We start from the raw sequence: 22,111 nt of genomic DNA, 5'->3' as shown, positions 1-22,111 counted from the left end.
ATGATCGTTATTTTTTTATTTGCGGGTGCCTTGCTCTTTGCTTGCAGTATGATTTTTATGAAACGTGGAACCAACAAAATGATCTGGATCACGGTTGGTTTAATTTTAAGTATTGGTAGCGTCGTGCTAATTACGTTAAACTACAATACTTATTTAGGAATGAAAACAGTCAGCAAAACGCAAACTTTTCCCTTAACGTCTAGTATCAGAGGAAAACACGTTTTGCTGTATCAACAGATTGGCACAAAGGATGAACGAATATACTACTATGCAACTAATCCGTTACAACAAAAATTATACAAAACAAATCCTACTACAGATAAAATTAAATTAACGCATAAATCTAATATTAGTCAGCTGAAGATCACACGAACTTATCGGGTTTATCGTAATGAAGAAATGCGCTTATTATTTAGTAATGGCGTGCCTAATCATCAGTTTGTGAATCAACATTACGAATTCAAATTAATGCCTGGTTGGCAGGTACAAAAATTAAATGCTTCCAAAAAAAGTTAGCTGAACTTTTGAACTGACAGACCTAGCAAGATAGCCTAAAATAGGAACTAAGATAACTAATTAAGGAGCAATCATGAAAAATAAAACTTCGCAGTTGAGTTTATTTGGTTTCTTTACTTTGACGGCTTCGATGCTGATGTCAGCAGATGAATATCCAGCCTTTGCTCAGTCTGGTCTATTAGCAGTGCTATATTTAATTTTAGCGGGTGTTTTGTGGTTTCTACCTGTCGCATTATGCTCAGCAGAAATGGCCACGATTGAAGGAAATAAAGAGGGCGGTGTTTTCACCTGGGTCAAAAAGAGTTTGGGTACCCGGTGGGGATTTTTGGCCGTCTTTTTTCAGTGGTTACAAATTACAGTTAACTTTATTACAATGATTTATTTCATTATTGGTTCTTTAGCATATGTGTTGAATTTTCCTGCGTTAAATAGCAATCCGTTGTTTAAATGGATTGCTTTTTTAATTATCTATTGGACCATGACTTTTCTACAATTGGGTGGCGTTAAAAAAACGGATCGCTTAGTGACGATTAGTTTTGTGGTGGGCATCATTCTGCCCTCGATTATCCTGTTAATTATGGGGATCTTATATGTGACTCAAACAGGCAGTGTACGCTTTAACGTTAATTTAACGGATAACTTTCAAGTGCTTAAAACTAACTTTTCAATTGGAACCATTGTCCCTTATATTCTAGCGTTTACGGGAATTGAAGCCTCGGCCTCATATATTAATGATCTGGATCATCCTAATCGTAACTATCCGCTTTGCATGTTGGTGTTAGTTGTATTCGCGATTCTTGTTGATTCTTTAGGTGGTCTCTCTGTTGCCGCAGTAGTACCGCTTGGACACCTTACCTTAAATCAAGGTGTTATTCAGGCGGTAGCGCAAATGTTTCAAGTTACGCTGTCTACTATGCAGTGGGGTGTGCGAATTATCGGTCTGTTGATGGCGTTTGGAATGATCGGTGAAATCAGTTCATGGATCATTGGACCGGTTAAATCGTTATTTGTGACTGCGGAGGATGGTATTTTACCGCACTATTTTATGCGTGTTAATCATGATGACGTGCCGGTACGTTTAATTATTGTCCAAGGAGTTGTGGTAACTTTAATTAGTGGATTTTTAACGGTTATCCTTGGCGGTAATAACGATGCTTATCAAATGGCAATGGCACTGACAGTCATGCTGTACATTGTGACCTACATTTTAATTTTTATTGCCTATCTTCACGAAACTAATTCGTCAGCTAAACGAGGATTTCGAATCCCTGGTGGTAAACTCATGCGTTTTGTGGTCGCATTCTTGGGATTGGTTTCTTCAATTGCTGTTTTGGGATCAACGTTTATTCCTACGGCAACTATCAAATCAATTAAACCAGCGCTATACACAACGTTGATGATCAGTTTCTTTTTAGTCATCATTGGGTTGACTGAATTGCTTTATGAATTTGGCATCCGTCATCAAAAGCAGCGCCATTACAACTTTACAATTCGGCATCGTCATTCAAACGAAATTAATAAAGTGATTTTACCGCAGGGACGTAATGAACATATTTTAAAACATATAAAACGAGATATTGATCAAGAAGAGGAAAAGTTAGTCCGAGATGTAAAAAAAGGGTAATTAAAAGAAGTGCACCTGCCAAAATGAGAGTTTTGTTAAGTGCACTTCTTTTGTTTACATTTTTACCGAAATATCATTAATTTTGGGTAACTGATCAACAAACTGTAAATAACTAGTTTCCTCGTCAGTTTGAGTAATCTTGACATCGTTTAGCTTAGCAGCATGCAAGTCTGCTTCGGAAAGCTCAAGATGATGAGTCACAGTTGCGTTACCAATTAAATCGATATCGTAATTTGTATCATTTTTATGAACGTTAGTTTTGACCATTCCACCAGGATTATAAACGGTAATTTCTTGATCAAATTGACCTTTATCTGGATGAGTAAGGGCAAACGCTAAACTTGTAGCGGACATGCCGGTACCACAGGCATTTGTGAAACCAACTCCGCGTTCAAATGTGCGAACAAATAATTTATTTTGTCCCAGGATTTGAGCAAAACTGACGTTTACACCATCAGGAAAGTAAGAATTAGGTTGATTAAGTCGTTTACCCAAAGTACCTAAATCGCTTGAGGCCAATTCATCTGCCGAAACAAAGCTTATTAAATGAGGATTAGGAACGGCAACTGCTGTGAATTTTAACTCTGGTAATAATTCTGGCCAAGTTTCGTTAACTAATTGTTGATGCTCAGGATTATGAAACGGAAGGCTTTCAGCCGCAAATGAAACTGGCGAAATTTCAACGCTGAATGCCGGAACATTAGGTGCAAAATCAGCAGCTTTGCTTACTTTTAGATCAGCATTAAGGGTTTGAACCTTAAATTGGTCTACTTGAAATTTCTTGGCTAAATAACGGGAAACAGTTCGTAAGCCATTACCACACATAGAGGCTTCGCTGCCATCCGCATTGATGACACGCATTTGTGCCAAAGCATCTTGGTGAGTTGGTTCATCAACAACTAGCACGCCATCTGCACCTTGCAGTAGGCCTGTTTTGGAATCAGTGATTTTGGTAGTGAAATTAATCAGTTCTTGATCAGATAACTTAGTTTGAAGTTGGGTTTGATCGAGTAAAAAGAAATGATTTTCGGATCCGTGAACTTTGTCAATCTGCATAGATAGTGCTCCCTTCGTTTATCTTGGCTTCGGGTTCAAAAAATTGTTGATAAATTTGTTTAACGGCTTTTTTTGCATCAGCCTGTTTGGTGCCTAACATGATTGAGATTCTTGAAGCGCCCTGATTAATCATATGAACCCCAATTTCGTTTTCGGCAAGGGGACGTAGAATGTTTTCAATGGTGCCAATTTTAGAACGCATTCCCTCACCAACCACCATGATAATTGCGTAATCATCAATCCAATTGAGCTGATCAGGTTTTAAGGTGTTTTGAATATCATGACACATTTCATGAATAGTTTCGCTGTTTAGCTGATTTTTGTCAAAGATTATGGTTAGATCGTCAATTCCGGAAGGCATATGTTCATAAGAAACATCATATTTATATAATATCTGTAATAGTTTCAGCGTAAAACCGACTTCTTTATTTAACAAATAGCGATGCAAATATAACGCGGCAAAACGATCAGAACTGGCTACACCAGTAATCGTACTGTGAGGTTTGAATCCCTTTTCCGGTACGATTAATGTGCCTGGTAAATCAGGATGGTTAGTGTTTTTAACGTTAATCGGAACTTGGCCTTCAATAGCTGGAATAATAGCTTCATCATGAAAAACCGAAAAACCAGCATAAGAAAGTTCGCGCATTTCACGATAGGTCATTTTTTTGATGGCATGGGGATGATTGATAATCCGTGGATCTGCCGCATAAATGGCATTCACATCTGTGAAATTTTCATATAACTGTGCGTTTAACCCACGAGCTACAATCGCGCCAGTAATATCGGAACCCCCACGTGAGAAGGTGGCAATTTGACCATTAGGGGTGAAACCAAAGAAACCTGGGAAGATTAATTTTTCACTACCAAATTGTAAATGAGCCAAATTCTTGTAAGTTTCCGGTAACACGGAGGCATTACTGGGATCGTCACTAACAATAATTCCTGCTTCAAAAGGATCCAAAAAACGTGCGGCAATACCAAGATGCTTAAGCACACTGGTTAGTAGCATAGCGTTTAGGCGTTCACCGTGTGCCTTAAATGCTGCCATCAAATAAGAATTGCTGGGGTAATATTCAAAAGGAAGCGACTGTAATTTTTTAATGATTTTTTCAATTGGTCTAGTTGGTAGATTGAAAAAATCACCGATATCTTTGTAACGTTGGCCAATTTTTTGAATAATTGCTGCAGTATTTTGATGTTTTATCACGGTTAGTGCGTATTCAATTAATAAATCAGTAACCTTGGTGTCCTCAGCAAACCGTTTGCCAGGCGCGGAAACAACCACGACTTGGCGAGTGGGATCGGCTGTAATGATTGAGATTACTTTTTGAAAATGGGCGCCATCTGCTAATGAGCTACCACCGAATTTAACAACCTTCATGTTTAAAAAAATCCTTTCCAGTTTTAAAAAATTCCGTTTTATTAGAATTTGATTAGTTATTTTGAATTTTAGCATTTTATTTTTTAATAGCAACTAAATTATTTTATTATCAAAGGTTGAAAGTATCAAAATCACTTCAATAACTGAGGTTAAATGACAATTAGACACTTTCAAGCTTCAAGATAAATCACTTTTATGAAATTCAAGACTTGACTATCTGTGAGAAGTATTATAAGCTTTTTAATAATTTAAGAGGTTGCAACCAACAAGAGTAACTAGTGAAGTTTCTATCAAACGATGAAACTGGTGAAAGGGGCGGTTGCCGAAGCGTCGGATCTGGATAGAGGTTCGGTGTGCTGGGACGCAGTTTAAGAGATTGCGGACTGTCGCAGCAAAACATGTCGGCTGCGGGGCGCTATCGACAATTGATACAGAATAATAATGAACTCATTCTGGGATCTTTTTGTTTGCGCTAAACAAAAAGATCTCTTTTTTGTTTAACAAAATAATTTTAGAACTGGTGGGAAAAACAAATGAATGAGCAACACACACAACGAGTAAATACAACGAATCATTTAATGATTGATGGGGCAGATGCCGTAGACTTAGCAAAAACGTATGGCACACCTTTAATTGCTTATGACGTTTCTGCTATTCGTCAACAAATTCGACGTTTCAAAAAGGTGTTTGAGAGTAATCACGTTGCTTATGCTGTAAGCTATGCAAGCAAAGCATTCGCAACAGTTGGCATGTTTCAACTTGTTAATCAAGAAGACGCACACATTGATGTGGTGTCAGGTGGTGAACTTTACACCGCAATTCAGGCCGACTTTCCGATGGAAAAAATTAGCTTTCATGGTAACAACAAGTCGCGTGAAGAACTGGAAATGGCTGTGGATCATCATATTGGCGTTATTATTTTAGATAATTTTCATGAAATTGATCTCTTAAGCGCAATTTTAGAAGCAAAGCACGAGACAGTTAAAGTGATGCTGCGGTTAACACCAGGGGTATCTGCGCATACGCATAAATATGACCAAACTGGTCAAGAAGACAGCAAGTTTGGGTTTGATATCCGATCTGGTCAAGCACAACAAGCCTTGCAACAAGTACTGGCTGACACTCATATGGATATGATTGGCATTCATGCGCACATCGGATCGCAAATTTTTAAGGTTAACGGTTTTGTGTTGGCGTCCCAAAAATTGGTTGATTTGGCGGCCGACTGGCAAACTAAGTTTAACTTTGAAACCCGCGTTTTAAATGTGGGTGGCGGCTTTGGCATTCGCTATACCCAGGAGGACGACCCAATTGCACCAGAACAATTTGTTGATGCCATTGTAAAAACGGTGCAAAAACAGGTTAGTTTGCGACAAATAAAAATGCCAGCCATTTGGATTGAACCGGGGCGCTCAATTGCAGGCCCCGCTGGTTACAGTTTATACACAGTGGGATCACGCAAAGAAGTTCCTGGCATTCGTCCCTATGTGACCATTGATGGTGGCATGGGTGATAATATTCGTCCCGCGCTTTATGAAGCACAATACGAAGCAGTTTTGGCAGATCGGGTTAACGTCAAACCAGAAGAAACAGTTAGAATTGCGGGAAAGTATTGCGAGTCGGGAGATATATTGATTCAAAAACAAGCACTGCCTAAATCTCATTCGGGTGAAGTGTTGGCACTCTTGGCCACTGGTGCATACGGGTATTCCATGGCTTCAAATTATAATCGTAATCCAAGACCCGCCGTTGTTTTTGTAGAAAAAGGACAGGCAGAATTAATTGTTAAACGCGAAAGCTATCAAGACCTTGTGAGTTTGGATTGTAGTTTTGTTTAACCTTTAAATGCCATATAATGTAGAAGGATCTTAAAATTTTAAAGTTCAGATAAACATTGAATTTTATAATGAAGTTATTACGAAAATAAAAAAGTTTATATAAAGGAAGGATTTTATTCATGGCACAGTTAGATGCACGTGAAATCATTGATTTTATCAGTAACGCAAAGAAGAAGACGCCAGTGAAGGTTTACTTGAAGGGTGACCTAGTTAAACTTGACGTTCCTAAAAATATTCGAACGTTTATTGAAACTAAAACAGGAACAGTTTTTGGTGACTGGACGGATGTTAAACCTTTCCTTGAAGCTAATAAAGCAGTTATTGAAGATTATGAGGTTGAAAATGATGGTCGTAATTCAGCCGTACCGCTGTTGGACACTAAAAATATCAATGCACGAATCGAACCAGGTGCCATTATCCGTGATCAGGTTGTCATTGGTGACAATGCAGTGATTATGATGGGAGCTTTAATCAATATCGGGGCTGAAGTTGGCGAAGATACGATGATTGATATGGGCGTTGTAATGGGTGGTCGTGCCATCGTAGGTAAACACGCTCATATTGGTGCCGGAACGGTATTAGCTGGGGTGGTTGAACCAGCTTCAGCACAACCAGTACGAGTTGATGATAACGTCATGATCGGTGCCAATGCAGTTGTACTGGAAGGTGTCCATGTTGGTGAAGGTGCTGTTGTGGCTGCTGGAGCTGTAGTGACGCATGACGTTGCACCTTACACAATGGTGGCTGGCGTGCCAGCTCGTAAAATGAAAGATATTGATGATCAAACCCGTTCAAAAACAGAGCTTGAGGATACATTAAGAAAACTGTAAGGGGATGGCTAAATAATGACGTTAACAGAACCGCAGTTAGTGAAAATCTATCAAAGTTTGCACCAAATTCCTGAGTTGGCAATGCAGGAAACAGAAACCCATGCTTTTCTTAAAAAAACGGTCCAGCAATTTGAACAAACTTATCTAGAAGTTCAAACGCCCAAAGAAATGCCAACTGCGTTACTCGTTTTAGTTCATGGTAGTGACCCCAAACGCACAATTGGCTATCGAAGCGATATTGATGGTTTGCCAGTTGAAGAACAGACGGGATTACCGTTTGCTTCAAAACATCCCCAAGTCATGCATGCTTGTGGACATGACATTCACATGACGGTGGCACTCGGGTTATTAAGCTATTTTGCTAGCCAGCAACCCAAAGACAATCTGTTATTTTTCTTTCAACCAGCTGAAGAAAGTTTGAACGGTGGCAAAACGGCCTACGAAAAACAAATTTTCACGAACAAATGGTGTCCTGATGAATTTTATGGATTACACGATAATCCAGATCTACCAACGGGTGCGATTGGCTGTCGGATGGGAACGTTGTTTGCCGGAACGACAGAAGTGGATGTGGATTTCTATGGAAAAGGTGGCCATGCGGCTTTTCCACAGAATGCTAATGACATGGTGGTTGCGGCTAGTCAGTTTATCAATCAGATTCAGACGATTGTTTCACGAAGTGTTGATCCCATTGAAGGTGGCGTGATTACTTTTGGTAAGTTTGACGCGGGCAGCATTCGTAATGTGATTGCTGGTCAAGCTCATCTTGAAGGAACCATTCGGGGACTGACACAAAAAATGATTGAACATATTGATCAACGCATTCAAGAAGTTGCGGATGGTATTGCCCAAAGTTATCAAGCAAAAGTGGTCGTCAAACTTAATCAAGGCGGTTATTGGCCAGTAGAAAATGATCCTGAGTTGACACGTAATTTCATCACTTATATGAAAAATGCTAAAAATGTGCAATTTATAGAAACTAAACCTGCAATGACCGGAGAAGACTTTGGTTATCTATTAGCTAAATTTCCGGGAACAATGTTTTGGTTGGGCGTGGAAGATAATTCCCAGTTGCATTCTGCAACGTTAAGACCCAATCCCAAAGCTATTCAAATTGGAATTCAGGCAATTAAAGGATTTCTATTAAATCGCATGCAAGAAAAAGAAAATTAGGAGGGAAGAATACGAATGTTTAAAAATGCAGATATTTTAACGGCCATTGTGACACCTTTTAATGACCAAAATCGAATTGATTTTGATGCTCTTGAAACATTGACTAATCACTTACTGAAAACTGGTAGTCACGGCTTCATTATTGGCGGAACTACGGGTGAAACCCCCAATTTAACTCATGATGAAAAAATAGAGTTGTACACAAGGTTTGCTAAAATTGTGGCTGGTCGGGTACCCGTTATTGCAGGTACTGGTAGTAATAATACTTTACAAACCACTGAATTTACAAAAGAAGTTGGTCAAATCAGTGGGATTGATATGGCTTTAGTGGTGGTGCCTTATTACAATAAACCTAATCAACGAGGGATGGTTGCTCACTTTACCACGGTGGCTGATGCATCACCAATCCCCGTAGTAATTTATAATATTCCCGGTCGTACCGGGGTCACAATGGCAAATGACACAGTTGTCAAACTTGCTCAACATCCTAATATTCAGGCCGTTAAACAATGTACATCTTTGGAAGATTTAGCGTACTTAGTTCAAAATACACCGGATGATTTCATGGTTTACACAGGTGAAGATGCGCAGGCATTACCTGGAATTGCCATTGGTGCACAAGGTGTAGTTTCAGTAGCTGCTCACGTTTATGGACACGATATGCGCCAAATGCTTGATGCATTTTATGCTGGTAACACAGCGTTGGCTGGTGAATTACAGCGTAAATTAATACCCAAGATGCAGGCTTTGTTCTTGTATCCGTCACCTTCTCCAGTAAAAGCTGTTTTAAATGCTCAGGGTTATCATGTTGGTGGGTGCCGGTTACCAATTCTATCTTTGAATAGCGCAGAACGCGTAACGCTGGCCCGGGCATTAGATTTAAAGGATGATGCACTTGAGAGTAAGGGCGATTTAGCCGAGTTAGGAGTTAAACATGATTAAAATAATTGTTGCTGGTTTTCGTGGCTCGATGGGTCAAAAAACACTGAATCTTATCAAAAAAACGGCTGATTTTAAACTGGTGGGTGCGTTTAGCCCAGATGCAACGGATACTGATCCAACAAGTTATGGGCTAGATACAGAGGTTCAAGTTTTTAATAACTTGAATGTTACGCCCACTAAAGCAGATGTGTGGGTTGATTTCAGCACACCGGCTGGAGTTTTTGATAATGCTAAATTTGCTTTGAAAAATCATATTCGACCAGTTATCGGAACTAGTGGGTTAACCGACCAACAGGTAACTGATTTAAAAACTTACGCTAAAGAACAAAATACGGCGGGGCTGATTGTGCCTAACTTTGGCATTTCGGCAGTTTTATTAATGAAATTTGCTAAAGAAGCTGCAACTTATTTCCCAGATGTTGAAATTATTGAAATGCATCATGAAGACAAGTTAGATGCACCGTCTGGAACGGCATTAAGCACCGCTAAACAAATAAGTGAAGTGCGCGAGGCCAATGATGCTCCTAAATTTAAAGAGACCTTAGAAGGCGCACGAGGTGCCGATTATAAGGGTATCCGAATTCATTCAGTTCGGCTCCCAGGTTACGTTGCGCACGAACAGGTTTTGTTTGGTGGCCAAGGTGAAGCACTGACCATTCGGCAAGACTCGTTTACACGTGATTCCTTTATGACGGGTGTAGCAGTTGCTGTTCATAAAGTTGGTGCATTAAAAGAACTGACAGTTGGTTTAGAGAATGTTTTATCGTAAAAATTAAGGAGTGGTTAATATGCCTAAGTTAAGTGCAGCATTACAAGGACAAGTAAATCAGAAATTAAACTCAATTGGACCATCTGGTATTCGTGCATTTGATCAAAAAATTTCAGGAATTCCTGGATTAGTTAAATTGACTCTTGGCGAACCTGGATTCAATACACCAGAACATGTTAAAGAGGCAGGCATTCGCAGTATTCGTGAAAATGATTCCCATTACTCAGCTCAAAAGGGAACACCAGCGTTACGAAATGCAATTAGCGGTTTTTTGAAAAAACGTCATGGATTAGACTATGATCCAGAAACGGAAATTGTCGCAACAATTGGTGCAACAGAAGCATTAGCAGCTAGTTTAGCGGCGATGCTAAATCCTGGCGATAAAGTCATTATTCCAACCCCTGCTTTTGCTTTGTATGTTCCACTAGTGACAATTGCTGGTGGTATTCCAGTGGAAGTGGATACTTCAAAAGATAACTTTGTGTTGACTGCTGCAAAACTGACGGAAACTCTTGAACACGAAGGGGATGCGGTTAAGGCTTTAATTTTAACGTATCCTAATAATCCTACCGGTGTAGAGTACTCTGAAAAAGAACTGCAGGCTTTAGCAGATGTGATTGCTAAACGGCCAATGTTTGTTGTGGCAGATGAAATTTATAGTGAACTTACATATGGTGTAACCCACCATTCAATCGCGGCAATGATTCCAGAACAAACAATTTTGATTAATGGTTTATCAAAATCACATGCCATGACTGGTTATCGAGTCGGTTATATTGCAGCACCCGCAGACTTTGTTAAAAATGCTGCTAAAATGCATGCGTTTTTGGTCACAGCTCCTTCAAACCCTGCTCAGGCAGCAGCTGCTGAAGCATTGGCAAATGGATTGGATGATCCAAAGGAAATGTGCGTGCAATATAAGAAGAGTCGCGATTATGTCATTGACTGTTTGGACAAATTAGGATTTGAGACGGTTCCACCTAAGGGTGCCTTTTATATCTTTGCTAAAATTCCAGCGAGATATACACAAAACTCAGTTGATTTTTCTACAGAACTTGCGGAAAAAGGTAAAGTTGGTGTGATTCCAGGAAGTGCATTTGGACCTGGTGGCGAAGGCTATATTCGGATTTCTTATGCGGCAAGTGTGGAAGATTTGCATGCGGCCATGGCTAATATGGCGGCCTTTGTCGATGCGGAAGCAACAATTGCCTAACCAAATAAAGTTAAATTAAGAAGGCTAATTAGATGAGAGAATATAATGTAGCAATTTTAGGGGCCACTGGTGCTGTGGGAACCCGTTTAATTCAACAATTAGAACAATCTACAATCCCGGTTAAATCCGTGAAATTTTTGGCTTCATCGCGATCGGCTGGTAAGCAGTTGGCATTTAAAGGGAATCCGATCACGGTTGAAGAGACCACCCCAGATTCTTTTGAAGGTGTTGATTTGGTTTTGGCTTCTGCTGGCGGGGCAGTTTCAAAACGTTTTTTGCCAGAGGCTGTTAAACGTGGTGCAGTGTGCGTGGATAATACAAGTGCGTTTCGAATGGATCCAGATGTGCCATTAGTGGTTCCTGAAGTGAATGAATCGGCACTGGAACGCCATCATGGAATTATTGCCAATCCAAATTGTTCAACGATTCAGATGGTGGTAGCACTAGAACCAATTCGTCAGGCATTTGGGCTGAAACAGGTGATTGTGTCAACCTATCAGGCGGCGTCGGGTGCTGGCCAGCAGGCGTGGAATGAGATGAATGCACAGGCACAACAGCATTTGAATGGTGAAGAGATGACAAGTACCATTTATCCTGTGAAGGGTGAAGCCAAACATTATCCATTGGCATTTAATTTGTTGCCCCAGATTGATGTGTTTGAAGATGGTGGCTATACGCATGAAGAATGGAAAATGATTCATGAAACCAAGAAAATTATGTTGGATGATATGGATGCAAAGGCTATTAAGGTGACGGCAACTTGTGTGCGAGTTCCGGTGGGAATTGGTCATGGCGAGGCAGTTTACTTTGAAGTGAAAGATGAGCAGAATGCGAGCCGAGAAAAGATTCAGCAGTTGTTGGCAAAGGCGCCTGGAGTGGTATTGCAGGATGATCCGGCTAAGCAGTTGTATCCACAGCCAATTTATGCGGAAGGAAAGCGAGAGACGTTTGTGGGGCGTGTGCGAGCAGACGAGGAGAATCCGGGCAACTACCATATGTGGGTGGTGTCGGATAACTTGTTGAAGGGCGCGGCTTGGAATACGGTGCAGATTGCGGAGAAGTTGGTGGAAAAGAACCTAGTGAGCGTAACAAAGCGGTAGTCAAAAAAATATAAGCAAGGTGGAAGCGGGATCGTATCCCGCTGGGAGCCTTGCTTATATTTTTTTGACTGCTTTGTGGAGCTGTCCTAATACTCAGCGGAAAAAGCATAGAGAAGTCGGCACGTATGCGGGATCGCAATCCCGCGGAAGGTGTGACTATTTTTACTTGCTTGCTTTGTGGAGCTGTCCTAATGCTCAGCGGAGAAAAGGATAAAGAAGCAGCAAGGTGGAAGCGGGATTGTATCCCGCTGGGAGCCTTGCTTATATTTTTTTTGCTGCTTTGAGGAGCTGTCCTAAAGCTCGGTGGAAAAAAGTATTCAAAGCGCATACTCATACGATGTAATCATAAGTAATCCGGCTAACAGTTGATATTATCAAAATAAAACGCGAACATTATCGCATTACTGCTATTTTACGTTGTTTTCGAAAATCAATGAGTTGAAGGAATAACATTATCAATTCCATGCCAATCAGCAGAATAAAATCATTTCGGCTTCCTCGTGCAGTTGCAGTTACTGATGAAAGACCATGGGCGTTCATTTGGCTGATGGAGATAAACGTGGCCATCAATGAAGCACCGATAGATCCTGAATATTGCTGAATGGCGTTAAAAGCTGCATTACCATCGCTCTTTAGTTTGCTGGGCAGTTGTTTCATTCCATCCGTAAGAAGATTACTGAAAGTTAATGAAAATCCGGCACTGAAAAGTGCATAGAAAATGGTCATTAGAGGAATCGTTAAATTAGCTTGAAAACTAAAGAACAAGATGCCGGAAATAAGTGAAGCACTGATTCCAGTTAGGATTGGTAACGCAGCACCATGTTTATCTAAGACAACGCCACCAAAAGGCATTAGAACCAATCGTAACAAACTACCTGGTAACAGCAGCAACCCAGCTAGTAACGAATTTGCACCGAGCACTAATTGACCAAAATTAGGAAGTAGAAAACTCATGCCAATGTTAATTAATTGGCAAAGTGCATAAGCAACAAAACTTAAAACAAAACGATGATACTTAAAGATATTGATATCAATTAATGGAAAGGCAAAATGATGGGCATGCCAGACGTACAGACCACCCGCAAGCAGACCAAGGATTAAAAAAGCCCAAAAATTTGAACTATTCCAGCCATGAATAGAGGCTTCATTGAAAGCAAGTGAAATGAGTACAAATACGCCGGCTAACCAGAAAAATCCCATGATATCTAAGCGTGGTTTTTGAAGCGGTCGAGTTTGTTGAATATTTAACAGGCCAATTACGGCTGCGATAAGCGCAAGTGGAAGCACAATCCAAAAAATGGCACGCCACCCTAGACTGTATAAGATGATTCCACCATATGTCGGACCCACAGAGGCCATTGAAACGATAATCGCACCAATTGCCATGTAACGACCAAGTTTTTGAACGGGAATATCATGACTGATAATTCCAAATAAAAGTGGCGTAGTCATACCAGTGGCAACTCCGCTAATTAGTCGGCCAATCAATAACATTGAAAAGTTGGTTGCACTCACACAAAGAAACAGACCAACAAAGAAAAGCAATACAGCCCACGCAAAAATTTGTTTAAGTTTAAAGCGTTTATGCATGTATGAAGCCAGTGTCATGACGAGTGAAGCCACTAGTAAATAACCAGAAGTGATCCATTGAACGGCTGAAATTGAGACACCAAAAACATGCATCAGTGTGGGAAAAGTAACGTTCATGGCTGTTTCTAATAAAATGCCACAAAAGGACATGACACCAGTACCAATAATGGCGAAAATGGTTTTTCTTGAAACTTGATTATTGGGAATAAATTGATCTGTTTGCATAAGTTTTACCTCTATTTTTTTCTAATATTATCGTATCACGATACGTCAAATTTTAAATTTTCAGACAAAAAGGCAAGTCGATTAGGTTCGACTTGCCTTTAAGTTACTTATTTGACGCTGTGTTTTTTTGAATTTTAAAATTTAAACCTTGAATGCCTAATAGGGCAATCGACATGATGATTAGTAAAATAAAATCATGAGAACTCCCACGCGCAATGGCTTCTTTTTCGGACATTGCCTGTGCATTCATTTGGCTAATAGCGATCAAAGTTGCCATTAGGGAGGTTCCTATCGAACCAGAGTATTGTTGAATGGCATTGAAAGCTGCATTACCATCATCTTTCAAATGCATCGGTAGTTGTCTCATTCCGTTAGCCAAAGTATTACTATAGGTTAATGAAAAACCAACGCTATAGAAAACGTAGAAAAATGTCATCAGTGGAATCGTTAAAAATGACATGAACGAAAAGTACAAAACTCCTGAAACAAGGATGCAACTGATACCGGTAAGGATTGGTAGCGACGGTCCTTTGCGATCCAACAGATTGCCACCCCAAGGCATGATAAAGATTCGTAATACGCTTCCTGGTAGTAAGAGGAAACCAGCTAATAGTGCGTTACTGCCTAAAACTAACTGACCAAAGTTAGGAAGTAAAAAGCTCATTCCTAGATTAATCAACTGGCAAAGCGCATACGCAAGAAAACTAAGAACAAAGGGTTGATACGTAAATATCTTAATATTGATTAATGGTGATTTGACGTGAATCGCATGCCAAGCATACAATCCGGCCGATAGTAGCCCAATCACTAACATTAACCAGAAGCCTGTACTTGCCCAGCCATGCGTAGAAGCTTCATTAAAGGCAAGGGCGATTAAGATAAACGCAGCTGCAATCCAGGCGAACCCTAAAATATCTAGTTTGGGATGCTGTGTATTGCGGTTTTGTTCAATATTTAAAATGCCGATGATAGCCGCAATAATTGAAACTGGAAGGACAATCCAGAAAATTAGTCGCCAACCAAAGTAATAGGAAACGAGTCCGCCATACGTCGGTCCAATAGTGGGGGCCATTGAAATAATGATCGCACCAATCGCGGTATACCGTCCTAGTTTTTGAATCGGAATATCATGATTAATAATGCTGAACATTAATGGAGTGGTCAGCCCAGTTGCAATACCGCCAATTAAGCGTCCTGCCAAGAGTACGGGAAAACTTTGGGCAAAGACACAAAGCAAAAGTCCCAGAATAAAAAGGACAACTGAAACGGTGTAAATATTTTTTAGCTTAAACCGTTTATGAATATAAGATGCTAGCGCCATTACAAGCGCGGCAATTAATAAGTATCCAGAGGTAATCCATTGTACATTTGAGACGGAAACATTGAATTGACGCATCAAAGTTGGAAAAGTGACATTCATAGAAGTTTCTAAAAGAACGCCACAAAAGGACATCATTCCGGTTCCAACAATTGCCAGAATAATTTTTTTTGAAACCTGATCGCTTTGAGTAAAACGGTTGTTTTCCATGATTTTTTCGCCTTTCATTTTAAGCTCATGATTATTATCTTACCACGATCTTGAATACTAGACGGCAAAACATAGAATTAAAGCGTTTTAGTCATTGAAAGTTAAATCAATTCAACAATAAACTAAGGTTTAATATAGCGGAAACCTTGATCCTGTAATTCAGCTAAATCAATAACACCTGCTGGGACAATTTTAACATTTTTTGGGAGCTGTGCTGCTGTAATATGATGACTAATCATGGCATTTTGACAGGCATGAAAAGCAACTGATGTCTTATGATCATTGATAAAAGTTTGAATATTTTCGGTTACGTATTCGGTAATAGCTGATCCATTTACCACGACTACGACTGAAATGTGTTCATGATGATCTTGAGCATACGTTAGGGTATTGCTTACATTTGACAGTACTGTTTGCCATTTTGATGTTTCGTCAATATGAAAAACAATTTTCATTTCTTAACACTAGTTCCTGTTTGATAATTGATGGTGTAGCCTGCTTCAATGTTAAAGATGTAAACATTGAAGTGAACGGCATCACTTCCAATTGATTGTGCCTCCATATGAATCCCACGGGCAACTAGCTCGTTTTTTCGAAAAATGGGAGTCACACGATAACGAACGTAATGATTTTTATTTTCTTTTACGTAATCTGCTACTTGATTTTCATAGGTCGTCATTTCTGGATCGTTTAAAGATCGTGTGCCAGTCATTAAGTTTTTGGCATTATTGTTTTGCCCCGTTAATTGATAGCCGATTAAGTGACAACGGTTGTATAACCAGCCATTACTGGTTCGTTTATTATGCCAGCCAGTGGGATCAACGTCTAAAGCTTCGCGTTCCGTTTTAGGCATTAAGCTTTTATTTAAAAGTGCATTGGCAGCCGAAACGCGGTTGTTGCGATCTAAATTGCCATAAGTTTGCCAAGCACCCTTGTTTGTCGAGAGATCTGCTGTTGAAAAACTAGGGTTGTTTTGATTGACGGTAATGGTTTGTTGCCCTGTGTATTTTTTAGCAGCTAATTCAGTGCTGTCTGTAGTTTGTGCATTAGAAGTTCCATTGCTGGATTGATTTTTAGCAAGACTAATATGAAGACTTCCGGCTTTTTTCTTTAATGAAGCCGATTGAGATGATAAAGAACTGTTCAACTTATTATTTTTGGTTTCTAGAGAGTTCGCCAATTTCTTGGCGCTGGAATTAACCTTGGTCACAACTTTAGTTGACATGACACTATTTAAATGAAAATATTTGTGACGTGCATAGGTTCCAGCCTGGTTCCAGCTCAATAAAAGTGTGATTATCACTAATAAAGCAAACCAAATACGATCTTTTCGTTGATGGAAGGCTACCACGATGGCAAAGAGGCCAATAATTAAAAATATGATTCCAATAAACATAATAATTTTTTCTCCTTGCTATCTTTTTGCTTTTCGATATCCCGCAGCTTGGGCTTCAGCCTCGGTTTGAAAATACACAGCATTTTGTGAATTCATGTGGTAGCCAGCTTGTCCGGGAATATGGTAGATTTTGGAATTTTTATTACCAATAATTTTTTGTTTGGTAGTCGTATCCAAATCATTCTTTGTAGATGTTTGCTTGGCACTGGTTGAACTTGAAGTTCGTGCAGCACTTTCACTTTCAGAAGCAGCTTTTTCCCGGCGTACAGAATCACTTGATTGAAGGCTTTCAGAACGACTTTCGGAGTCTTGACGCAAAGAAGCAGCTTTTGAAGAAGTTTTCTTGGCTGCTGTCACTTTGCTCGATAATTCTTCAACAGACTCGGATTGTGAAGAAACTTTTGATGAGATTTTGGCAAGCTCATAGGCGCGAAGCTTCGCCGAATTTAATTCTGCTTTTCCCACTGTTTTTGTTTTATAAATTTTTTTGACAGGGGGTGCCGTGTTTGCTGGTTTAGGATCGGTACTTTGAAAACCAAAAATAGCGACACAAAAAAGTAATAATGTACCAAGAACATAATTTTTATATGTATTAGTTGGCACATGAAAAAGAAATTTGTGCGTAATCTTATTGTAGAGGGATATAATCTCCAAAATTATAAACCCCAAGACGCTGCCCAAAATTAAGAGCGCAAAAAAAGTATTCATGATAACTCACTTCCCTACAACTATCATACCTGGCTATAGGACGCAAAACAATAGCTTTTAATTGAGTACTTAGAGGGCTTATTATTTGTATTAACGTGCAGTTACTGTTAAGGTTATGTTAATGTGTTTTATCAGTTTAGTTATTAAGGGTTCGAATTTTTAAAGAGGACGGCTCCTTTCGTAATTGGCTCGTGGGATACAAAATTAAAAAAGCGCACTGCGCTAGGAGGATTCATTCACATGGAAAAAGGTAAAGTTAAATGGTTTAACCCTGATAAGGGATTCGGTTTTATTAATCGCGAAAATGGTGACGATGTATTCGTTCATTTTTCAGCAATCCAAGGCGACGGCTTCAAGACATTGGAAGAAAACCAAGAAGTTACTTTTGATGTAGAAGACAGCGACCGTGGACCACAAGCTGTTAATGTTCAAAAACAGTAAACTTTATCGCATAGTTGTGATTGCTTAGGCAAACCATAAAGCGAGGTTTTATTTATTAAATATTCTGAAAAAGAATGTAAGTCTGAAAAACATACACTGCTTGAAGATTTAGAGGCTGAGTTCGGCGCAAATGTCGATGTCTACTAAATTGTAGTGTTAAAAGAGGTCGATCGTAATTATTATAATTATGATCGATTTTTTTGTATAAAAAAAGAGTGAAGAAATGTCTTTTTCGCTCTCAATTTTTTTCTGTTGGTGGATTTGATGCTTATTTTTGTTTTAAGGCCTTATCAATCTGTGCTAACCATCGAGAAGGGCTCACTGACTGATTTGGCGCTTCATTTAAAATAAGTTCATCCATGCTAATTTCATAAAGTTTGTGTAAATGACGTAAAACAGCTAAGTTTGGTTCAGAGTCCCCGTGTTCCCACTGAGTAACTTGATCCAAACTAACGTTCAGTTCTTTGGCTAGGGCGCTTCTTGTGTAGCCGGCTCGTTTTCGTTGTTTAATTAGCTGGTCGGCAAAAGTCATAGTGAGTCCTCCTTTTGTCATAGAATGATTACATCTTATAAGTGTTTAGAAATATTGTATTTAGTGCCAGATTTATCCTTGTTGTTAGGATCAACTGCGTCTTTTGCATAAAAAATTAAATATTCTTCATCGTTTTTAGGATCGGTAGCAATGACGAGTTCATGGGGAGTTTCGTCCTTATGTTTGTACAGCTGACCACTACGCACAGCCTCATTATAATCATGAAAGTTTCCTAGCGAATCGCCGGGATTAAATAATACAATTTCACTTGCCATAAATAACAGCTCCTTTAGATATTAATCATTGTGCTATTTGGAAAGCTGAATGCAATAGGCACAAGTTTATAGTTAGAAGTATTTATTAGAATGATACTTAACTGTACTTCAACTAAAATATAAACTAAAACGTTATAGAAAGCAAAAGATTTGGTTAATTGAAATTCGCTCAGTAACTGAATTTACAGTAAACTTAAAATTTTGCGTTTATAGTTCAAAAATGCGGTACTGAGCTCAAAATCAGGTTGTTTTTTAAGATCAGCATCAATTGAAATTTCCTGTGTAATCGTTGCTGGTGTACCGGTTAAAAGGTAAATTCGATCGGATAATAAGATGGCTTCTTCCACATCATGCGTGATTAATAATGTTGATAGATTAATTTTTTTCATTAAATTTAAATACCAACTATGAACCTGATGTTTAGTGATTTCATCTAACGCACTAAAGGGTTCATCTAACAATGCAACTTCTTTATTAAACATATAAGTACGCAGTAAAGCGGCTCGTTGACGCATACCACCAGACAGGGCTTGTGGATAAAGTTTTTCAGTATGTTGTAAGCCAAAAAGTTTAAAAAGTGGTGCGGCTTTTGCTTCAGCTTCTTTTTTGGAGATGTCTTGCATCAAAGCTGGCAAAATAACGTTTCCCATAATGGTTCGGTAGGGTAGCAGCAAATCTTTTTGAAGCATATAACTAATTTGACCAGTTGTATTGGTAATGGGTTGATCTTTAAGGATGACTTGACCACTTTCAGGTGAGAGCAAGCCGGCAATAATGTTAAAAAGAGTCGTTTTCCCGATACCACTGATTCCAAGAATGCTGACTAATTCACCTTGATCTAAGTGAATATTGATATCACTGAGTACTTGATGGTCAGGATACGATTTAGAAATATGATTTGTTTGTAATAACGACATGGTTAAAACCTCATTTAGGGAGATATTGATTAGTGAAACCTTGATTTTTTTTGAGTTTTACGGAAACCAGTTTGTGTTGATCCAGCCACTGGTAGAATCGATTCCAACGTGAGCTAGAAATCTTACCCCATTGGCTACTACCTAATGAATATTGGTTAGAAAGATAGGTTTGACTAGCATAAATTAATTTACGATTACTTTTGAGCTCAGGAACCTGATCCATTAGAATGTTAGCAGACTGACGGGGATGTTTTGTTGCATAGTTATAACCCTGTGCAGTTGCCTTCATAAAATCTTTTGCTAATTTTGGATGAGCCTTTAAAAACTGGTTATTCCCAATTAGTGTTGGGGTGTAGTAATCAAAAACCTTATTTAAAGCGCGAAACGAGAAGTAATTAATGGGAAAGTTTTTAACTTTAGCATTCTCCCCAGCCCAACCGTAAAATACCCAGATTGAATCGGCTTGCTTCGCTTTTAATGCGGCAACTTCATCAGTAATATTATTAGGTATCTTTTTAATCTTGCTATACTGACCACCGTCATCTTTAACGACTTGCTTAATAGTTGCTTGTTCAATTGGTAAGTCCCAAGTGGCGTAACGTTTGCCCATCATTTTTTTAGGTGAAGTGATGTTATCTGCTTTACGTGACATAATTCCTGAAGTGTTATGTTGAATGATGGCTCCAATGGTTGTAATGGGAAGCGGATCTGTCCGTGCAATGGCACCCGCAAAAGTGTCTTGAGCAGAAACTCCGATTTGTGCTTTACCACTGGCTACAAGTTGTTCAGCACCATCTTTAGGTGGTTGCACAAACTTCACGTTGAGATGGTATTTTTTGTAATAACCTTTTTGTTTGGCAACGTACATACCGGTATGATTGGTATTCGGTGTCCAATCAAGGACAACCGTGATTGTGTGTGTGCTGGTTTTTGTAGAACGCGCTTGACAACCACCTAAAATTAGCATTAATAACATACTTACACTTAAGTAGAGCCAAAAATTCTTGGAATGTTTCATTTTTTAACAGCCTCCCAGGGCATGACCTTATGTTGAATAAGAGTTACCAACCAGATTAATAGCAGACTCATTGCCGAGATTAAGAAAATTACGGCAAACATTTTATCATAGGCATAGGCCTTCATCACACGGGTCATGTAGACACCTAGGCCACTGAAACCACCGACCCATTCAGAAATTACGGCACTTACAATAGCGTAAGAAACAGAAATTTTTAAACTGGAAAAAAAGTGGTTCAAAGAATTAGGGAATTTTACATAGTAATATAGTTTCCATTTGGTTGCGCCCATAGTTTTCATCAAATGCAGTAAATCACGATCAGTTGCACGAAAACCGGTAAGCATTTCGACTGCTACTGGAAAAAAAGTGGTGATCGTGATCAAAACAATTTTAGGTAGCATGCCATAGCCAAACCATAAGATTAAAAGCGGCGCAATAGCCACAGCGGGAACCGTTTGACTGATTACCAAGAGCGGATAGATTGCTTTATAAAGTGGCTCAAACAAGTCCATGATTACGGCAATCAAAACGCCCCCAATAACTCCTAGTAATAACCCCCAGAATGCTTCCAGTAAGGTAACCCCTGCATTTGACATCAATAAAGGAAAGTCAGCTATAAATGCTTTAACAACATTAATAGGAGAGGGTAGCATAAAAGTAGGAACAATCTGAAAATAACTGACTAATTGCCAAATGATAAGCAAAATAATAATAACCAGAACTGGTAAAAAATTAATGTTGATACTTGTCCTTTTTTTCATGAATACCTAGAACCTTACCTTCTGATTTGTAGTCAATTTTGACATAAGTCATTACTTGCGGAGCTCCAGCTTCAGCCGCAATTTTGGTGATATTTTTAACAATTTCCATAAGTTGATCATAATCACCTTCAAGGGTGGTTTCAAACGCACCCACCTCATATGAAACGCCAGTAGATTGAATGTACTCAATGGCTTTATCGACAACAGCAACAACTTTGTGATCGTCTTCTAACATAGGTAAAACTTGAATAGCAACACTTGTATTCATTATATTT

General features: G+C 39.2%; 23 protein-coding genes and 1 riboswitch. Of the genes, 10 read left to right on the top strand and 13 right to left on the bottom strand.

Annotation, left to right across the window (positions count from 1 at the left end):
• Together AB3219_RS01030 and AB3219_RS01025 are read left to right on the top strand one after the other, a co-directional pair.
• Positions 1-516 carry a DUF4811 domain-containing protein gene (locus tag AB3219_RS01030; RefSeq protein ID WP_263765964.1) on the top strand — a complete coding sequence of 172 codons (516 nt, stop codon included), beginning with the start codon at positions 1-3 and terminating at the stop codon, positions 514-516.
• A 73-nt stretch (positions 517-589) separates the two neighbouring features.
• Positions 590-2,140, top strand: a complete 1,551-nt coding sequence (locus tag AB3219_RS01025; protein ID WP_263765963.1) for an amino acid permease — start codon at positions 590-592, stop codon at positions 2,138-2,140.
• Between the two features lie 54 nt (positions 2,141-2,194).
• Here AB3219_RS01025 and dapF read toward each other — a convergent pair whose 3' ends face one another.
• Entirely contained in the window at positions 2,195-3,196 is a 1,002-nt protein-coding gene (gene dapF / locus AB3219_RS01020; protein ID WP_263749664.1) for a diaminopimelate epimerase, read from the bottom strand.
• Positions 3,186-4,580, bottom strand: a complete 1,395-nt coding sequence (locus tag AB3219_RS01015; RefSeq protein WP_367369241.1) for an aspartate kinase — start codon at positions 4,578-4,580, stop codon at positions 3,186-3,188. The genes dapF and AB3219_RS01015 overlap by 11 nt, the downstream gene beginning before the upstream one ends.
• 242 nt (positions 4,581-4,822) lie before the next feature.
• Positions 4,823-5,006: riboswitch (Lysine riboswitch) on the top strand.
• A gap of 107 nt (positions 5,007-5,113) precedes the next feature.
• Between AB3219_RS01015 and lysA the strand changes: the two genes are divergently transcribed.
• The 7 genes from lysA to AB3219_RS00980 all read left to right on the top strand — a co-directional run bounded on the left by lysA (position 5,114) and on the right by AB3219_RS00980 (position 12,445).
• Positions 5,114-6,418 (top strand): diaminopimelate decarboxylase, encoded by a 1,305-nt coding sequence (gene lysA / locus AB3219_RS01010; protein ID WP_216753192.1) that lies wholly within the window; start codon positions 5,114-5,116, stop codon positions 6,416-6,418.
• Positions 6,419-6,537: 119 nt separating this feature from the next.
• On the top strand, positions 6,538-7,248 hold the full coding sequence (gene dapD, locus AB3219_RS01005) for a 2,3,4,5-tetrahydropyridine-2,6-dicarboxylate N-acetyltransferase (RefSeq protein ID WP_216753193.1): 711 nt from the start codon (positions 6,538-6,540) through the stop codon (positions 7,246-7,248).
• Positions 7,249-7,260: 12 nt separating this feature from the next.
• Complete coding sequence (locus AB3219_RS01000; protein WP_260365580.1) at positions 7,261-8,421, top strand: N-acetyldiaminopimelate deacetylase; 1,161 nt, start codon at positions 7,261-7,263, stop codon at positions 8,419-8,421.
• A 15-nt stretch (positions 8,422-8,436) separates the two neighbouring features.
• Positions 8,437-9,363, top strand: a complete 927-nt coding sequence (dapA, locus tag AB3219_RS00995) for a 4-hydroxy-tetrahydrodipicolinate synthase (RefSeq protein WP_367369240.1) — start codon at positions 8,437-8,439, stop codon at positions 9,361-9,363.
• Entirely contained in the window at positions 9,356-10,132 is a 777-nt protein-coding gene (gene dapB / locus AB3219_RS00990) for a 4-hydroxy-tetrahydrodipicolinate reductase (protein ID WP_216762673.1), read from the top strand. The genes dapA and dapB overlap by 8 nt, the downstream gene beginning before the upstream one ends.
• A 19-nt stretch (positions 10,133-10,151) precedes the next feature.
• Positions 10,152-11,345 carry an aminotransferase class I/II-fold pyridoxal phosphate-dependent enzyme gene (locus AB3219_RS00985; RefSeq protein WP_216762672.1) on the top strand — a complete coding sequence of 398 codons (1,194 nt, stop codon included), beginning with the start codon at positions 10,152-10,154 and terminating at the stop codon, positions 11,343-11,345.
• Positions 11,346-11,377: 32 nt separating this feature from the next.
• Positions 11,378-12,445, top strand: coding sequence for an aspartate-semialdehyde dehydrogenase (locus tag AB3219_RS00980; RefSeq protein ID WP_216762671.1), 1,068 nt, complete (start codon positions 11,378-11,380; stop codon positions 12,443-12,445).
• A gap of 393 nt (positions 12,446-12,838) precedes the next feature.
• On the opposite strand, the gene AB3219_RS00975 is transcribed toward AB3219_RS00980, so the two are convergent.
• From AB3219_RS00975 to AB3219_RS00955, 5 genes are all read right to left on the bottom strand, one after another.
• Positions 12,839-14,260, bottom strand: a complete 1,422-nt coding sequence (locus AB3219_RS00975) for an MFS transporter (protein ID WP_216753198.1) — start codon at positions 14,258-14,260, stop codon at positions 12,839-12,841.
• 103 nt (positions 14,261-14,363) lie between these two features.
• The gene (locus AB3219_RS00970; RefSeq protein WP_367369239.1) at positions 14,364-15,788 is read right to left on the bottom strand and encodes an MFS transporter; all 1,425 of its coding nucleotides are present in this window, start codon (positions 15,786-15,788) and stop codon (positions 14,364-14,366) included.
• A gap of 122 nt (positions 15,789-15,910) precedes the next feature.
• Positions 15,911-16,243 (bottom strand): DsrE family protein, encoded by a 333-nt coding sequence (locus tag AB3219_RS00965; RefSeq protein ID WP_216753200.1) that lies wholly within the window; start codon positions 16,241-16,243, stop codon positions 15,911-15,913.
• A complete protein-coding gene (locus AB3219_RS00960) occupies positions 16,240-17,184 on the bottom strand; it encodes a DNA/RNA non-specific endonuclease (RefSeq protein WP_367369238.1) in 945 nt (314 codons plus the stop codon). Before AB3219_RS00960 ends, AB3219_RS00965 begins: the two co-directional genes overlap by 4 nt.
• Positions 17,185-17,202: 18 nt before the next feature.
• A complete protein-coding gene (locus AB3219_RS00955; protein ID WP_216753202.1) occupies positions 17,203-17,892 on the bottom strand; it encodes an Ada metal-binding domain-containing protein in 690 nt (229 codons plus the stop codon).
• 240 nt (positions 17,893-18,132) lie between these two features.
• Here AB3219_RS00955 and AB3219_RS00950 point away from each other — a divergent pair, with 240 nt between their 5' ends.
• Positions 18,133-18,333: a cold-shock protein gene (locus AB3219_RS00950; RefSeq protein WP_057749326.1), complete on the top strand. Its 201-nt coding sequence runs from the start codon at positions 18,133-18,135 to the stop codon at positions 18,331-18,333.
• Between the two features lie 268 nt (positions 18,334-18,601).
• Here AB3219_RS00950 and AB3219_RS00945 read toward each other — a convergent pair whose 3' ends face one another.
• From AB3219_RS00945 to AB3219_RS00920, 6 genes are all read right to left on the bottom strand, one after another.
• Positions 18,602-18,865, bottom strand: coding sequence for a helix-turn-helix domain-containing protein (locus tag AB3219_RS00945; RefSeq protein WP_216753203.1), 264 nt, complete (start codon positions 18,863-18,865; stop codon positions 18,602-18,604).
• Positions 18,866-18,900: 35 nt separating this feature from the next.
• Entirely contained in the window at positions 18,901-19,140 is a 240-nt protein-coding gene (locus AB3219_RS00940; RefSeq protein ID WP_057806018.1) for a hypothetical protein, read from the bottom strand.
• Positions 19,141-19,322: 182 nt separating this feature from the next.
• Entirely contained in the window at positions 19,323-20,057 is a 735-nt protein-coding gene (locus tag AB3219_RS00935) for an ABC transporter ATP-binding protein (protein WP_216753204.1), read from the bottom strand.
• Between the two features lie 10 nt (positions 20,058-20,067).
• Positions 20,068-21,075 (bottom strand): ABC transporter substrate-binding protein, encoded by a 1,008-nt coding sequence (locus AB3219_RS00930; RefSeq protein WP_367369237.1) that lies wholly within the window; start codon positions 21,073-21,075, stop codon positions 20,068-20,070.
• Positions 21,072-21,836 carry an ABC transporter permease gene (locus AB3219_RS00925; RefSeq protein WP_216753206.1) on the bottom strand — a complete coding sequence of 255 codons (765 nt, stop codon included), beginning with the start codon at positions 21,834-21,836 and terminating at the stop codon, positions 21,072-21,074. Before AB3219_RS00925 ends, AB3219_RS00930 begins: the two co-directional genes overlap by 4 nt.
• The gene (locus tag AB3219_RS00920; RefSeq protein WP_216753207.1) at positions 21,808-22,104 is read right to left on the bottom strand and encodes a thiamine-binding protein; all 297 of its coding nucleotides are present in this window, start codon (positions 22,102-22,104) and stop codon (positions 21,808-21,810) included. Before AB3219_RS00920 ends, AB3219_RS00925 begins: the two co-directional genes overlap by 29 nt.
• Positions 22,105-22,111 lie beyond the last annotated feature (7 nt).

This window comes from Pediococcus ethanolidurans, assembly GCF_964062635.1.
GTDB classification, from domain to species: Bacteria; Bacillota; Bacilli; order Lactobacillales; family Lactobacillaceae; genus Pediococcus; species Pediococcus ethanolidurans.
This window is presented reverse-complemented; position numbering and strand designations above follow the sequence as displayed.